This window comes from Arsenicicoccus bolidensis DSM 15745 (assembly GCF_000426385.1).
Taxonomy (GTDB): Bacteria; Actinomycetota; Actinomycetes; order Actinomycetales; family Dermatophilaceae; genus Arsenicicoccus; species Arsenicicoccus bolidensis.
Map to the genome: position 1 here is coordinate 26,159 of NZ_AUFG01000016.1, position 14,515 is coordinate 40,673.

Here is a 14,515-nt window from a genome sequence, read left to right on the forward strand (position 1 = left end):
AACCCTGGATGCCCTCACGCACCCAGGCCGCATCGTCAATGCAAGGAGCATGATCAAGATGGACTGGCGCGACCGCGCGGCCTGCCTTGAGGAGGACCCTGAGCTCTTCTTCCCGATCGGCAACACGGGCCCGGCAATCATGCAGATCGAGGAGGCCAAGGCCGTGTGCCGACGGTGCCCGGTCATGGACACCTGCCTCAAGTGGGCCATCGAGTCCGGTCAGGATGCCGGCGTCTGGGGCGGCATGTCCGAGGACGAGCGACGCGCTCTCAAGCGCCGCAACGCCCGGGCCCGCCGCGCGAGCTGACTCCCGCAGGCACATCACACCAACGACGGCGTCGCCACCCCCGGGTGGCGGCGCCGTCGTCGTGCGCCCACAACCGTGATGGGGTCCCGTGCCGCGTCAGCGCTCGCAGCGCGGACCTGGCACGCTCTCGAGCCCCGCACCGTGGCTGCTCAGCGCTCGCAGCGCCGACCCGCACGCCCCCGACCCCACGCGACGGCGGTCAGACCAGGTCGTCGGTCGGCTTGCCCTCGGGACGCAGCTTGGCGGTGAACGTCACGGTCGTCCCGCGGGGTTCGCGGCGCTCCCAGCGGATGTGACCCCGCAGGTCCTGGACCAGGCTCGACACGATCTGGGTGCCCAGGCTGTCCCCTTGCGGCGTGAAGCCCTCCGGCAGCCCGACCCCGTCGTCGGAGACGGTCACCGTCAGCAGCTCCCCCGCGTCGTCCGACGGGTCGTTCGGGTCGGCGTCGCGGCGCGCCTCGATGACGAGCTCGCCACCGGTCGAGGCCAGGCCGTGCTCGACGGCGTTGGACACGAGCTCGGCCATCACCATCGACAACGACGTGGCATCCTCGGCCCGCAGCCGCCCGAACGACCCGACGAGCTGCGTGCGCACGGGCTCCTCCGTGCGTGCCACCTCGACGACCGAGCTGCTGGACCGCCGGACGATGTCGTCGAAGTCCACGGTCTCGTCCAGCGCCTGGCTGAGGGTCTGGTGCACCAGCGCGATCGTGCCCACCCGCCGCACCGCCTCCTGCAGGGCCACGCGAGCGTCCTCTGACGGCATCCGACGGGCCTGGAGGCGCAGCACCGCCGCGACGGTCTGCAGGTTGTTCTTGACCCGGTGGTGGATCTCGCGGATCGTCGCGTCCTTGGTCATGAGCTCCCGCTCGCGGCGCCGCAGCTCGCTGACGTCGCGCATGATGATGACCGCGCCGACCCGCTGCTCGCGCTCGACCAGGGGGATCGCGCGCATCGTCACGTGGCCGGCGCGGGTCTCGACCTCGGTGCTCCACGGCGCGCGCCCCGTCACGACCAGGGCGAGGGTCTCGTCGACCGGTGCGTGGTCCCGGAGCACGCCCGTCGTGATCTCGGCGAGCGTCACCCCGATCACGGCCCCGACGTGCCCGATGCGGTGCAGGCCCGAGATGGCGTTGGGGCTGGCATAGGTGATGACGCCGTCGACGTCGAGACGCACGATGCCGTCGCCCACGCGGGGAGCCCCGCGCCGCTGCCCCGTCGGGACCTCGCTGCTGGGGAACGCGCCCGACGCGATCATCCGGCACATGGCGTCGCCGGTGGACATGTAGGTCAGCTCGAGCCGGCTCGGCACCCGCAGGTAGGCGGGATTGGTGCAGCGGCTCATCACCGCGACCGCCCGGCCGTTGTGCACGACCGGGACGGCGTCCTGCCGGATCCCGTCGTCGTCGATCCAGCCCGGGTCCTGGTCGCGAACGGTCCGCCTGGATGCGAACGACTCGTTGAGGAGCGGTCGGCGGCTGCGCGGGGTGCGCGTCCCCACGATGTCCTCGGCAAACACCATGCGCCCGGTCGTCGGGCGCGCGTGCGCCACGACCAGCCACTCCCCCGACCGCGTCGGCACCCACAGCACCAGGTCGGCGAAGGTTAGGTCCGAGATGATCTGCCAGTCGCCCACCAGCAGGCGGAGCCAGTTGAGGTCGACGTCGTCCAGGTCGGTCTCGGCACGCAGGATGTCGGTGAGGGTCGCCACGTCCTCACCCTAGGTGACCGGAGGCGAGCCCCGGCGCACGACCCTTGCGAGCCGTATGCCGGGGCCCGCCGCGAGCGGGGTCGCCGTCAGTCCGCCGCTCCGCTGCGGATCACGCTGCGCAGCGTGCGCAGCGCCACCGAGAGCGGCGCGATCCCGGGACGCTCGATCCGCGCGATGCCGGTGAGCGACGTCTGCGCGCGACCCAGCTGGTCGGCGTGGAGCTGCTCCCACCGCTCGATCTGCTCGCCGGGGTCCTGCAGGTCCCCGGCCGATCCCAGCACCGCCATCGTGAGGGCGCCGAGGGCGGCATACAGGTCGTCCCGCATCGAGCCGCGGGCCAGGGCGTCCCACCGGTCCTCGCGAGGGAGGGCCGAGACCCGCGTCAGCAGGCTGTCGACGCCGAAGTGCTCCGAGAGCAGGAAGTAGAGCCGGGCCACGGCGTCGCCGGGGCGCTCGGTCTCACGGGCGATCTCGACGATGTCGAGGACGGAGTAGAGGTCGAGCAGCCCGGCGGCCCGCACCGCGAGCTCCTCCGGCACGCCCTGGTCGACGAGCCGGTCGGCCTGCTCGCGCAGCCGCTCGTGCTCGCTGCCCTGGAGCAGGCCCGCCACCTGGGGCTGCACGCGCCGCACCGTGTCGGCGAACCGCTCGATCTCGGCCTCGACGTCGAGGTTGGCCGGGCGGTTCTGCAGGAACCACCGGGTGGCGCGGTCCAGCAGGCGACGGAACTCGAGATACATCCACGTCTGCGTGTCGGTGGGGACCTTGGTGTCCAGCGCCTCGACCTGCTCGACGAAGTCCCGCAGGCCGAACACCTCGCGGGCCACGACGAAGGCCTTGGTGATCTGCTCGGGGCTGGCCGCCGTCTCCTCCACCGCGCGGAACGCGAAGGTGATGCCGCCGCGGTTGACCAGGGAGTTCACCACCGAGTTGACGATGATCTCGCGTCGCAGCGGGTGCTGCTGCAGCTCCTCGGCATAGCGTCCCCGCACCGGCTCCGGGAAGTACTCGGCGAGCGTCCGGGTGAAGAACGGCTCGTCGGCCAGGCCGCTCGACTGCAGGTCCGCCTTGAGCGCCAGCTTGGCGTAGGCCATCAGGACGGAGGCCTCGGGCGAGGTCAGGCCGTGGCCGGCCTCGCCGCGCTCGTCCAGCTCGGCGTCCCCGGGCAGGAACTCCAGCGTGCGGTCGAGCTCGCCGCGCTCCTCCAGCCAGGCGATGAGCCGCCGGTGCGTGGGGAGCATCGCGTGCTCCTGGTAGCGCGCGTTGCCGAGCAGGACGTTCTGCTCGTAGTTGTCGCGGAGCACCTGGTAGGCGACCTCGTCGGTCATGGACGCCAGCAGCTCGTTGCGCTGCTTGAGGGTGAGGTCGCCGTCCTTCATCAGGCCGGTGAGCAGGATCTTGATGTTGACCTCGTGGTCCGAGGTGTCCACGCCCGCCGAGTTGTCGACCGCGTCGGTGTTGACGTGGATGCCGGCCTTGGCGGCCTCGATGCGGCCGAGCTGGGTCGCGCCGAGGTTGCCGCCCTCGCCGACGACCCGGCAGCGCAGGTCGCGGCCGTCGACGCGGATCGCGTCGTTGGCGCGGTCACCGACCTGGGCGTGCACCTCGGTCGACGCCTTGATGTAGGTGCCGATGCCGCCGTTCCACACGAGGTCGACCGGCGCCTGCAGGATCGCCCGCATCAGCTCGGCCGGGGTCATCGACGCGGGCGCGTCGGCGATCCCGAGCGCCTCGGCCAGCTGCGGCGAGACCGGCACGGACTTGGCGGACCGGGGGAAGATGCCGCCGCCCTCGCTGATCAGCGAGGCGTCGTAGTCCGCCCACGAGGATCGCGGCAGGTCGAACAGGCGCCGGCGCTCGGCATACGAGCTGTCGGCCACCGGCGAGGGGTCCACGAAGATGTGCCGGTGGTCGAAGGCCGCGACCAGGCGGATGTGCTCCGACAGGAGCATGCCGTTGCCGAAGACGTCGCCGCTCATGTCGCCGACGCCGACGACCGTGAAGTCCTCGGTCTGGGTGTCCAGGCCGAGCTCGCGGAAGTGGCGCTTGACCGACTCCCAGGCACCGCGGGCGGTGATGCCCATGCCCTTGTGGTCGTAGCCCGCCGAGCCGCCCGAGGCGAACGCGTCGTCCAGCCAGAAGCCGTAGGACTGGGCCACGCCGTTGGCGGTGTCGCTGAAGCTCGCCGTGCCCTTGTCCGCCGCGACCACGAGGTAGGGGTCGTCGGGGTCGTGCCGGACGACGTCGCGCGGCGGCACGATCTCCTGACCCACCCGGTTGTCGGTGAGGTCCAGCAGCCCGGAGATGAACAGCTTGTATGCCGCGATCCCCTCGGCCAGCCAGGCGTCACGATCGGCCGCCGGGTCGGGCAGCTGCTTGGCGAAGAAGCCGCCCTTGGACCCGGTGGGGACGATGACGGCGTTCTTGACCATCTGCGCCTTGACCAGCCCGAGGACCTCGGTGCGGAAGTCCTCGCGCCGGTCGCTCCAGCGCAGGCCACCGCGCGCGACGTTGCCGAACCTCAGGTGGACGCCCTCCACGCGGGGGCTGTAGACCCAGACCTCGAACTTCGGCTTCGGGGCCGGGAGGCCGGGGACGGCGTGGGGGTCGAGCTTCATCGACAGGTAGGTCTTGGGCGTGCCGTCGTCCTGGTGCTGGTAGAAGTTCGTGCGCAGCACGCCCTGGATCGTGCCGAGGAAGGACCGCAGGATCCGGTCGGCGTCCAGCGACGCGACCTCCTCGAGCGCGTCGGTGATGCGGTCGGCCACGGCCTGCTCGGCGCCGTGCCGCTCCTGGATCCCTCGCTCGTCGTCGGCGTAGGTGCCGACGGCGAAGCGCGTCTCGAACAGCTCGACGAGCATGCGGCTGATCTCGGGGTTGCCGGTGAGGACGGACTCGATGTAGCCCGCCGTGAAGGTGGTGCCGGCCTGGCGGAGGTACTTGGCGATCGAGCGCAGGATCACGACCTGGCGGGACGTGAGGCCGGCGCGCAGCACCAGCGCGTTGAGCGAGTCCGACTCGATCTCGCCGGACCAGGCCTGGGCAAAGACCTCCTGGACGTGCTGACGCACGTCACCGCCGTGGTCCTCCCACACGCCGGCGGAGTCGGCCTTGAGCCCGAAGTCGTAGACGAAGGCGGGCGCACGACCGGCGCGGTCCACGGTGTAGGGCCGCTCGTCGGTGACCTCGACCCCGAGGTGGGTGAAGATCGGCAGCAGTCGCGACAGCGAGAGCTCCTGCTCGGTGTAAACCTTCATCCGGCGCTCGTCGCCCGGCGCCCCGAGGGAGTGGTAGAGGTTGAGGCCCAGGCCGTCGCCGGGCACGGAGTCCAGGTGGTCCAGGTCGACGACGGCGACGCGGGCGGAGAACTCCTCCTTGTAGGACTCGGAGAAGGCCTGGCCATAGGACTTCAGGATCCGGGCCGCGTCCTCCTCGCCGTGCTCCTGGGTGACGGCCTCGGCGAGGTCGTCGCCCCAGGCCCGGGTGATCTCCATCATCTTGCGCTCCAAGGCTTCTCGGTCGACGTCGGGCAGGGAGACGCCTCGCGGCACGCGCACGACGAAGTGCAGGCGGGCCAGCGTCGACTCGTTGACGCGGGTGGTGTAGTCGATCTGGTCGCTGCCGAAGGTGTCGCGCAGCAGCGCCTCGATCCGCAGGCGGGCCGTCGTGTTGTAGCGGTCGCGCGGGAGGTAGACGAGGCAGGAGGTGAAGCGGCCGTAGACGTCCTTGCGCAGGAACACCCGCAGCTGGCGGCGCACCTTGGCGTGGATGATGGACTTCGCGGTCTCGGCGAGCTCGGTCGGCTCGGACTGGAAGATCTCGTCCCGGGGGAAGGTCTGCAGCACGCTGACGAGGTCGCGGCCGTCGTGGCTCTCCGGGGCGTAGCCGGACAGGCGCAGCGCCTCGCGGACCTTGTCGCTCGCGACGGGCACCCGCATCACCGACTCGGTGTAGGCCCCCGACGTGAACAGCCCCAGGAAGCGGCGCTCCCCCGTCACCACGCCGTCGGCGTCGAAGGTCTTGACCCCGATGTAGTCGAGGTAGCCGGAGCGGTGCACGGTGGAGCGCGAGTTGGCCTTGGTCAGGATGAGCAGGTGCGGCTCGCGGGCCTTGTCACGCACGGCGCCGACGAGGTGCGGGACCGAGGCCTGCCGCTCGTCGTAGCGCAGGATCCCGAGCCCGGTGCCCGGCACGGCGTGCAGCGACAAGTCATCGCCGTCCTCCTGCAGGGCGTAGTCGCGGCACCCGACGAAGGTGAAGTTGTCCGCGGCGAGCCAGTCGAGCAGCCGGACCGCCTGGTCGACCTCGCCGTCGCTCACCGGACCGGGCGGGTCCTCGCGCAAGGCGTCCGCGGTCTGACGAGCCCGGTCACGCATCTTGGACCAGTCCTCGACCGACTCGCGCACGTCCCCGAGCACCTGCTCGAGCCGCTCCTGGACCTCCCGCAGGTCGGGCGCGTCGGACTCACGGTCGATCTCCACGTGCATCCACGACTCGACGTGGATGCCGAACTCGCCCGTTGGCGCGTCCTCGGGGTCGACGTCCAGCACCTCGACGAGCTCGCCCACGGCGTCGCGCCGCACGACGAGCTGCGGGTGCACCACGTGGTGGATCGTGCGCCCCCCGGCCATGATCGCGGCGGTGACCGAGTCGACGAGGAAGGGCATGTCGTCGGTGACGGTCTGCACGACCGTGTGCCCGCAGGACCACTTGTTCTCCGCGACCGTGGGGGTGAAGACCCTCACGCTCGCTCGCCCCGGCGCTCGGCGTCGCGCCAGCTCTCGGTGCGACAGCGCCGCGCCGAGCAGGTCCTCGGGCGCGCGCGCCCGCAGGTCCTCGTCGACGGTGTGTCGGTAGTAGCGGGGCAGGAGCTGGGCGGTTGTGCCGTCCCGGGAGCGACCTGCCACCTCCGCGGCTGCGGTCAGCAGCTCCGTGCGGGTCTGGTCGAAGGATGCAGACATGGCCTGTGGGTACCTCATCGATCTCGACGTCGTGCACGACGGTGTGCACCACCCCGAGACTAGCCTCCCGACGCCGTGCCGCGCAGGCGACCCCTGCGCCTCGCCCGGCTCCGCACCCGCAGGATGTGGACCAGGGTGGCGGGCGGGCCACCTATCCTCCGGTCGGTCCGGCCCTGGACCCTCATCCTTGCGATCGCGTCAGGGGCCTGTGGACACCGCCGTCAGGCCTCCCGGGGCCCGCTAGAGTCGTGCGCGTGCCCGCCCCCACCGCGACCTCCTCCCCCGGCGCCGGGGACGCCTGGCGTCACCTCGCGCAGGTGCTGGACGACGCGGTCGAGGACCTGACCTGGTCGGCACCCGAGCCGGCGCCGGAGCTGCAGGAGGCCCTGTCGGACACGCTCGTGCGGCTCGCCTCCCGCCTGGCGACCCTGCAGGACCGCTCGACCGAGCTGGTCGGGTCATGAGCCCGTATGCCGCGCCCGCCGGCGACCCGGCGTCCTGCTCGGCGCTGGCCGCCGCCCTGCGCCGCCACCACGGCCGGGTCGCCGACGCGCTGGCCGTTGCGCGCGAGCCTGGCGGGTCATCCACGACGGACGAGGAGCGTGGCCTGCTGGAGGCGATGGACCGGCTCGCCTCAGGTCTGCAGGCGCACGCCACGCACCTGTCCGACCTGCAGTCCCACCCACCGGCGGGGGACGACGAGCGCGTGCTCGCCACCGCACGGCACCGCGCCGAGGTCGTCCGGATGCGGCGCGTGCTGGCCGCCGTCGACGCGCGCCTGCACGACCTGCCGGCCTAGCCGAGCGAGCGTCGCTCAGCGGCCCTCGGCCAGGGAGATCACCTGCTCGAGCTCCGTGACGTCGTGCCACAGCAGGTCGGCGTCCTGGTGCTCGGTCGTCTCGTCGACGTGGAAGGACACCAGCCGCTCGCGCGGCAGCGGGCCGTCGAGCGTCACCTCGGCGTAGCCGTCGGCGACGTCGTGCACCGCAGCCTCGGGCAGGTCCGCCGCGGCCACGACGCGTCGCGACGAGCCGGCGCGCTCCGAGGCGGCGGCCGCGCACTCCAGCAGGGCGTCATACTCCTGCTCCTCCTCGTCGACCTCGGCGAGCTCGCGGCGGACGGCTGCCGTCACGGCCCGCGCAGGCCTCCCGTCGACCTCCACCCGGCCCTCGTCGGCGAGCTGGTGCAGGTCGGACGGATCGAGGGCGACGTAGACGCGGCGCAGGGACATGGGGCTCCTCTGGTGGTGGCGGTCGATGCGGTCAGGCGTGGTCGAGCAGCTCGCCGAGGCTCTCGGTGATCGCGGCCGCGAGCACGTCCAGGTCCGGCACGAGGTCGCGATCGGCGTTGATGCCGTAGTGGACCTGACCGTCGTAGGACGTGACCCCGATCGCGAGCGCCTGCCCCTCGGCCACCGGCATCACGGGATAGGTGTCGGTCATGGTCGCGACGCCGAGGAAGCGTGGGGTCTGGGGTCCCGGCACGTTGGTCACCACGAGGTTGAACAGGCTGCGCGACGCCGCCGCCCCCAGCCTGGACCCCAGGGAGTGCAGGGTGGGGGACGCGAACCCCGCCAGGCCCGCCAGGGTGGCCGCACCCAGCGCGCGACCCCGGTCGACCTGGCGCCACATGGCGTAGGCGATCTGGTGCAGGCGGACCAGGGGCGTCGGCTCGCCGACGGGGAGGTCGATGAAGCAGGCCGTCAGCCGGTCGCCGCTGCCGTCGTCGGTGCCGCCGTCGGTGCCGTCGTGGACGCTGACGGGGACCAGGACGCGCACGGACGTGCTGCGGGTGACGTGCTCGCCGCGCGACTCCAGCCAGGCGCGGAGCGCGCCCGCGATCACCGCCAGGATGACGTCGTTGACGCTCGGCTGGAGCCCGACGTCGCCGCGGTCGGCACCGCTGCGCACGACCCGGTAGTCCTCGAGGTCGGTGTCGACGGTGACGAACCGACGGGCCGACCCCGTGTGACCGTTGAGCGGGCTGCGGTTCGTGCTCCGCGAGGTGCTGGCGAGCGCGGACACGACCTGGCCGACCCCGGCGGTGACGCGCTCCCCCGCGTCCTTCAGCTCGACGGCACCGCTCCGCGCCACGTCGAGCAGACGGCTCGGACGACGCACGGCGCCCACGAGGGCACCGACCACGAGCTCGACGTCGCTGGGCTCGCGGCTGGGAGCCCACGGCGCTGCCGGGGGCTCCTGCTCGACCGGCTCGTCGTCGAGGACGACCTCGGCGATGTCGACGGCCTCCACCCCGTCCACGAGCGCCTGGTGCGTCTTGGTGACGAGCGCGAAGCCCCCACCCTCCAGGCCCTCCACGAGGTAGAGCTCCCACAGGGGGCGCGCCCGGTCGAGGGGCCGGGCCAGGACCCGCGCGACGAACTCGTCGAGCTGCTCGCGCGTGCCGGGTCTCGGCAGGGCGGACCGCCGCACGTGATAGGTGACGTCGAACGCCTCGTCCGTGACCCAGACCGGGTTGGCGACGCCGCCCGGGACGGCCCGCACCCGCTGGCGGTAGCGAGGGTACTGGGCGATCCGACCGCTGACGCGCTGCAGGAGCGCCTCGTGGCTGGGGGCCGCCTGGTCCCCGTCGAAGACCAGGACCGCACCCACGTGCATCACGGCGTTGGGCCGCTCGAGATAGAGGAAGGAGGCGTCCAGCGGGGTCAGTCGGGTGGTCACGGCACCATGCTCGCAGACCTCTGGCGGGGTCGCCGTCCCGTGCACGGACGGGCCCTAGTCAGTAGGCCCCGTCGCCCTTGATGACCGCGCGTGCGGTCTTCCACAGGATCTGCATGTCCATCCCGACCGACCAGTTGTCGACGTAGCGCAGGTCCAGGTTGACCGACTGGTCCCAGTCGAGGTCCGAGCGACCGCTGACCTGCCACAGGCCGGTGAGGCCGGGCTTGACCCGCAGACGACGGTTGTCCTTGTCGTGGTACTTCTCCGCCTCCTCGGCCAGCGGAGGCCGCGGACCGATCAGGGCCATGTCGCCGCGCAGGACGTTGATGAGCTGCGGCAGCTCGTCGATGCTGTAGCGGCGGATGATCTTGCCGACCTTGGTGACCCGGGGGTCGTCGGCCATCTTGAACAAGACCTTGTTGCCACCGGAGCTGCCCTCGGACGAGGCCGCCTGCTGCTGCTTGACCAGCTGTGCGCGCAGCTCGTCGGAGTCGGTCACCATGCTGCGGAACTTGATCATGGTGAACGGCTCGGCGTCCTGCCCCAGCCGCTGCTGGGTGTAGAAGATCGGGCCCTTGCTCGTGAGCTTGATGGCCAGCGCGGTCGCGATGAGGATCGGCGAGACCGCCAGGATGGCCAGGCACGCGATGGTGCGGTCCTGGATGTTCTTGACCAGACCTCGGCCCAGCTTGTCGGACGGTCGCTCCCAGTGCAGGAGCTGCAGGCCCGACGTGGGCTGCATCGTGACCAGCGACGGGGTGGTGTCGACCATGCCGGGCGAGACCACGAGGTCGGCGCCGGTGCGCTCGAGGGCCCACGACAGGCGTCGCAGCGAGGTGCCGGACAGCCCCCCACCGGTCACGACGACCGTGTCGATGTCGTGGTCCACGACCATCTGCGGGATCTCCGACAGGACGCCCCAGACCGGCACCTGCGCGCCCCGCGTCATGGGGACGACGTCGAGGCTGGACAACGCCATACCGACCACGTGCATGCCGTGGTCCTTGGTGCTCGCGAGCTCGCGGGCGAAGGCTCCGGCCGTCAGGCCGTCCCCCGCCACCAGGGTGCGGAGCATGGCGTCGCCCGAGGTGCGGCGCCGCTTGAGCGTGTGCCTCACCACGAGCCGGTGCACGATGGTGAGCAGCGCGATAGCCGGGACCCCGACCAGGACGTAGCGTCGCGGCAGCTCGACCTTGACGGCGTAGGACATGAATCCCAGCACGGCGATGGCCCCGAAGGCCGCACCGAGGACGGCCTGGACGGCAGCGGTGCTCTCGCTCATGCGCCGCAGGTCGTAGCCGCGACGGATGAGCAGCAGCGCGCCCCAGAGGAGGCCCGTCACGAGGGCCCCGGCGACGGACTCCCCGAAGGAGCGCCAGTCGTTGATCATCAGGACGAAGGTGATGCCGATGGCGATGAGCACGTCCCCGGACACCGCCTGGAGCATCACGGGTCGTTCCCAGCGAGCGCGTCGCGTGTGGGCGCGCGCCACCGGGTCGAAGTCATGGTCGAGCTCGCGCCCGACCTTGGTGTCGTCGACAGCGGCCGGCACGACGTACGGCCGCTCGGCTGCCCACGAGATCCTGGTGCGGGTGGTGGGCTCGCGGCGGTCGTCCCCCTGCTCCGCCTGATCCTCACCCATCCGCTCGTGCTGGATCGTCATCTACCCCCCCCTGCAAAGCTGGTGTCGTGCACGCCACGGTTCACCATCACACTACGGTGACGCATGTCGGTCCTGTGAGCCGTTGCAACATCTCCGCACGACTGGTCCCGCAGGCGAACCGTCCGTGATTTTCGATTACTCAGCGTGCTCGCTCGGTGGTGCCCGGCGGTCGGCCCTGCCGTTCACCCGACGAGGGCCGTGGCCACCGACGCGATGGCGTGACGCACGGGGGCATCCGCCGCGACGTCGTGCAGGACGGTCCCGGCGAGGAGTGCCGCGTCCACCCGCTCCACGTCCAAGGGCACCAGGACGGGTGCCTCGACACCCCCGAACCTCTCGAGGAGCGACTGGACGCGCGACATCGGCCGCGCGCCCACGGCGCTGGCCCGGAGGCGGTTGACCACGACCCCCCCGATCTCCACGTCACGCCCGGCCAGGTCCTGCAGACCCCGGACCAGCCGCTGCAGGCCGACGGGGTCGCCGGCACCCACGACCACCACCTGGTCGGCGACGTCCAGCGCCGTCAGCGCCGCCATGTTGCGACGGGGCGCCACGGTGTCATAGCTCAGCTCGTCGTCGTCCTCGAGGCACGACGCGCAGTCGACCACCACGACGTCGCAGTCCAGGCGCGCCACCTCGAGCATCCGCTCGATCGCGCCCGACCGCAGCTCGGGCCACCGGTCGGGGCTGGGCAGACCCGTGAGCACCCGCAGGCGGGGCAGGACCTCCGGCGCCAGCCGGCCGAAGGAGGTGACGTCGAGGGTGCCGTGCTCGGCGGCCCGGCAGGCGGCGGCGACGCCGGGCGCCTCGTCGAGGATCGCGAGGTGCTGGGCGACCGAGGCGGCCTGCGTGTCGACGTCGACGAGGACGACCTCGCGGCCGCCGAGGGCGAGCTCGGCGGCCAGGTTGACCGCCACGGTCGTGCGGCCGGGAGCGCCCGCAGGCCCCCACACCGCGACCACCTGTCCACGACGGGTGATCTCGTCCTCCTCCGTCAGGTCGTCCCCGTCCCCGTCCGAGGGCACGGACGGGACGGCGAGGGCTCCCACCACCGCGCCGTAGAGGTCGGCCGCCGGCGCGTCGGGGGCGACGAACGTCCGGACGCCCAGCTGGCGCAGCATCGCCTCGCCAGCCTCGTCGTCCGGGTCGACGACCCCGAGGACACCCACCGAGCCCAGGCGCAGGTCGCGGACGGCACTCAGGTCCAGCCCCCGCAGGCGGGGCGAGACCAGCGCCACGTCCCCCAGCCGGGCGTGGGCCGCGGCGAGCAGGTCGGGCAGGTCGACGCACCGTCGACCCACCGTCACACGGGACCCGAGACGCCCGACCACCGCGCCGTCCCAGACATCCGGGAGCGCCGTGAGGACCGAGGGCCGCCGCGCCGTCACGAGTCCACCCGCAGCGCGGCGCCGGGCAGCGGCACGGCGGTGATCCGGTCGCGCGCGTCGACGGCCGCCAGCAGCTCAGGGACCACGGTGGCCGGGACCCACACCTGCAGCGTCACCGTCGAGCCACCACCCATCAGGCTCGCCCCCTCCTGGGGGTCCCGCGCGATCGTGGCGCCACCGACGACCTTGCGCGGGGCGGCATACACGTCCGTGCCACCGACGGCGCTGCGCTTGCTGACCCACACCTCGACGGCCGTTCCGCGGACCAGCGCCCCCACGGACCCGCTGGGCGCAGGGAGCGCGACCTGCCGCTGCCCCACCTGCTCGCGGGTGCCGAGCGCGTCTGCCGGCACCAGCTCTCCGGCGCGCACCGCCTGCACCACGTGCATCCCGGACGAGCCGACGGCCCCCGGAGCGACGTACACCCCGGTGAGGTCGCCGAGGCGGACCTCGACATCCCTCAGGTCGGCCGGGGCCACCGCCTCCCCCGGGCTCAGGTCTCGGGTGGCGACGAGCGCGTGGGTCGTGTCCTTGGCCGCGGCGACGACGCGAGCGCCGAGCACCACCGAGGCCAGGACGAGGAGCACCCCCACCACGAGCCGGGCGTCCCGCCAGGACGGTTGGCGCAGCCGCCGGGCGGTGGGCCGCGGCGAGGCCGACGAACCTGATGAGGCCGACGAGCCTGACGACGTGGTGCCGGTGGCGGTCGGACGAGAACGACGCATGAGACCTCCTGCTGCTGGACGGCCGCACGTCGAGGCGAGCCGTGGCTCCATCGTCGTCAATCCGCAGCGGACGCGTCGCCCGTCATCCACAGGCCGCCGAGTTGTCCACACCCTCGCCGCTCGGCGAACGCACGAAGGGCCCGCCCGCCCTAGACTCGTCCTCGCCGGGCACCGACGTGGCCCACCTGCCCGACAACCGCCTCATGAGGAGCAGCACTCCATGGCCAAGCGTTTCATCCAGCTCGCCGAGGTCGCCGAGATCCTCGACATCTCCTCCGCGCAGGCCTATGCGCTGGTGCGCTCGGGCGAGCTCCCGGCCATCAAGGTCGGCGGACGAGGACAGTGGCGGGTGGAGACCAGCGAGCTCGAGGACTACATCGAGCGGATGTACTCCGAGACCAAGGCTTTCGTCGCGGCCCATCCCTTCGGCTCGGTCGACCCCGACGCCGGCGCTCAGAGCTGACGCACCACCGCGAGGGCGCTGAAGGGCACGGTCGTCCGCGAGCGCCCCTCCGCCGCGCGCACGGTCAGGTCGGCAGGCACGACGAGCAGGTCCAGGTGATCCTGACCCACCCGGTCCAGGACGCCCTCGTTGACCACCCCGGTGACGTCGTGCGCTCGCACCGGGCGTCGGTCCCGGGCCAGGTCTCGCACCGCTCGGCCGAGCCCCGGCCGGTCCCCCAGCGAGAGCGGGCCCGGACGGTCCCCCAGCCGATCCACGCGCACCACGGACGCCAGCGGCACCACCGCTCGTCGACCGCCGTCCTCCAGCACCACGCAGTCGACCATCACCTCGTCGACCTGGCCTGACACCTGCTCCCCTCCCAGGACGTGCACGCGCACCCCGGAGCGGGCGACTCCGGCGAGCCGGGCAGCAAGGGTGATCCCCGCCCGATCCCGACGAACCCGGTCGGCGAGCCCGGCCAGCTCGTCCGCACGCCGCTGCTCCTCGACCCGACCCTCGAGGTCGTCGAAGAAGCCGTCCCACCGATCCATGTCGCGCCTCCTGCACTCAGGGTACGTCCAGTGGCCCTGCGTGACTGTCATCGTCAACACAGAGACACGAACCGTCGAGGCCT

The 14,515-nt window shown here is 72.2% G+C and carries 12 protein-coding genes; 4 read left to right on the forward strand and 8 right to left on the reverse strand.

All coding sequences use genetic code 11. The features are described from left to right. Positions 1–58 precede the first annotated feature (58 nt). Positions 59–307: a WhiB family transcriptional regulator gene (locus K313_RS0110390; protein ID WP_029211567.1), complete on the forward strand. Its 249-nt coding sequence runs from the start codon at positions 59–61 to the stop codon at positions 305–307. Between the two features lie 199 nt (positions 308–506). On the opposite strand, the gene K313_RS0110395 is transcribed toward K313_RS0110390, so the two are convergent. Together K313_RS0110395 and K313_RS0110400 are read right to left on the reverse strand one after the other, a co-directional pair. Beyond that, complete coding sequence (locus K313_RS0110395) at positions 507–2,018, reverse strand: sensor histidine kinase (protein ID WP_029211568.1); 1,512 nt, start codon at positions 2,016–2,018, stop codon at positions 507–509. A gap of 86 nt (positions 2,019–2,104) precedes the next feature. Beyond that, positions 2,105–6,979, reverse strand: coding sequence for an NAD-glutamate dehydrogenase (locus K313_RS0110400; RefSeq protein ID WP_029211569.1), 4,875 nt, complete (start codon positions 6,977–6,979; stop codon positions 2,105–2,107). Positions 6,980–7,233: 254 nt separating this feature from the next. Between K313_RS0110400 and K313_RS0110405 the strand changes: the two genes are divergently transcribed. Both K313_RS0110405 and K313_RS23495 read left to right on the forward strand, forming a co-directional pair. Next, the gene (locus K313_RS0110405) at positions 7,234–7,443 is read left to right on the forward strand and encodes a hypothetical protein (RefSeq protein WP_156911297.1); all 210 of its coding nucleotides are present in this window, start codon (positions 7,234–7,236) and stop codon (positions 7,441–7,443) included. Then, positions 7,440–7,778 (forward strand): hypothetical protein, encoded by a 339-nt coding sequence (locus K313_RS23495; protein WP_029211570.1) that lies wholly within the window; start codon positions 7,440–7,442, stop codon positions 7,776–7,778. Before K313_RS0110405 ends, K313_RS23495 begins: the two co-directional genes overlap by 4 nt. A gap of 15 nt (positions 7,779–7,793) precedes the next feature. Here the strand turns inward: K313_RS23495 and K313_RS20780 are convergent, their stop codons facing one another. The 5 genes from K313_RS20780 to K313_RS0110435 all read right to left on the reverse strand — a co-directional run bounded on the left by K313_RS20780 (position 7,794) and on the right by K313_RS0110435 (position 13,436). Next, positions 7,794–8,210 carry a DUF6912 family protein gene (locus K313_RS20780; protein WP_029211571.1) on the reverse strand — a complete coding sequence of 139 codons (417 nt, stop codon included), beginning with the start codon at positions 8,208–8,210 and terminating at the stop codon, positions 7,794–7,796. A 31-nt stretch (positions 8,211–8,241) separates the two neighbouring features. Continuing rightward, positions 8,242–9,660 carry a WS/DGAT/MGAT family O-acyltransferase gene (locus K313_RS0110420; RefSeq protein WP_029211572.1) on the reverse strand — a complete coding sequence of 473 codons (1,419 nt, stop codon included), beginning with the start codon at positions 9,658–9,660 and terminating at the stop codon, positions 8,242–8,244. A gap of 58 nt (positions 9,661–9,718) precedes the next feature. Beyond that, on the reverse strand, positions 9,719–11,323 hold the full coding sequence (locus K313_RS20785; protein WP_029211573.1) for a sugar transferase: 1,605 nt from the start codon (positions 11,321–11,323) through the stop codon (positions 9,719–9,721). A 182-nt stretch (positions 11,324–11,505) separates the two neighbouring features. Continuing rightward, positions 11,506–12,624 (reverse strand): CpaE/TadZ family protein, encoded by a 1,119-nt coding sequence (locus K313_RS20790; RefSeq protein ID WP_239265318.1) that lies wholly within the window; start codon positions 12,622–12,624, stop codon positions 11,506–11,508. Between the two features lie 83 nt (positions 12,625–12,707). Further along, a complete protein-coding gene (locus K313_RS0110435; RefSeq protein WP_029211574.1) occupies positions 12,708–13,436 on the reverse strand; it encodes an SAF domain-containing protein in 729 nt (242 codons plus the stop codon). A gap of 220 nt (positions 13,437–13,656) precedes the next feature. On the opposite strand from K313_RS0110435, the gene K313_RS0110440 reads away from it, so the two are divergent. Then, entirely contained in the window at positions 13,657–13,899 is a 243-nt protein-coding gene (locus tag K313_RS0110440) for a helix-turn-helix domain-containing protein (protein ID WP_019287658.1), read from the forward strand. Here the strand turns inward: K313_RS0110440 and K313_RS0110445 are convergent. Next, positions 13,890–14,432, reverse strand: coding sequence for a hypothetical protein (locus K313_RS0110445; protein WP_019287657.1), 543 nt, complete (start codon positions 14,430–14,432; stop codon positions 13,890–13,892). The two genes, K313_RS0110440 and K313_RS0110445, sit on opposite strands and share 10 nt — an antisense overlap. Positions 14,433–14,515: the final 83 nt, after the last annotated feature.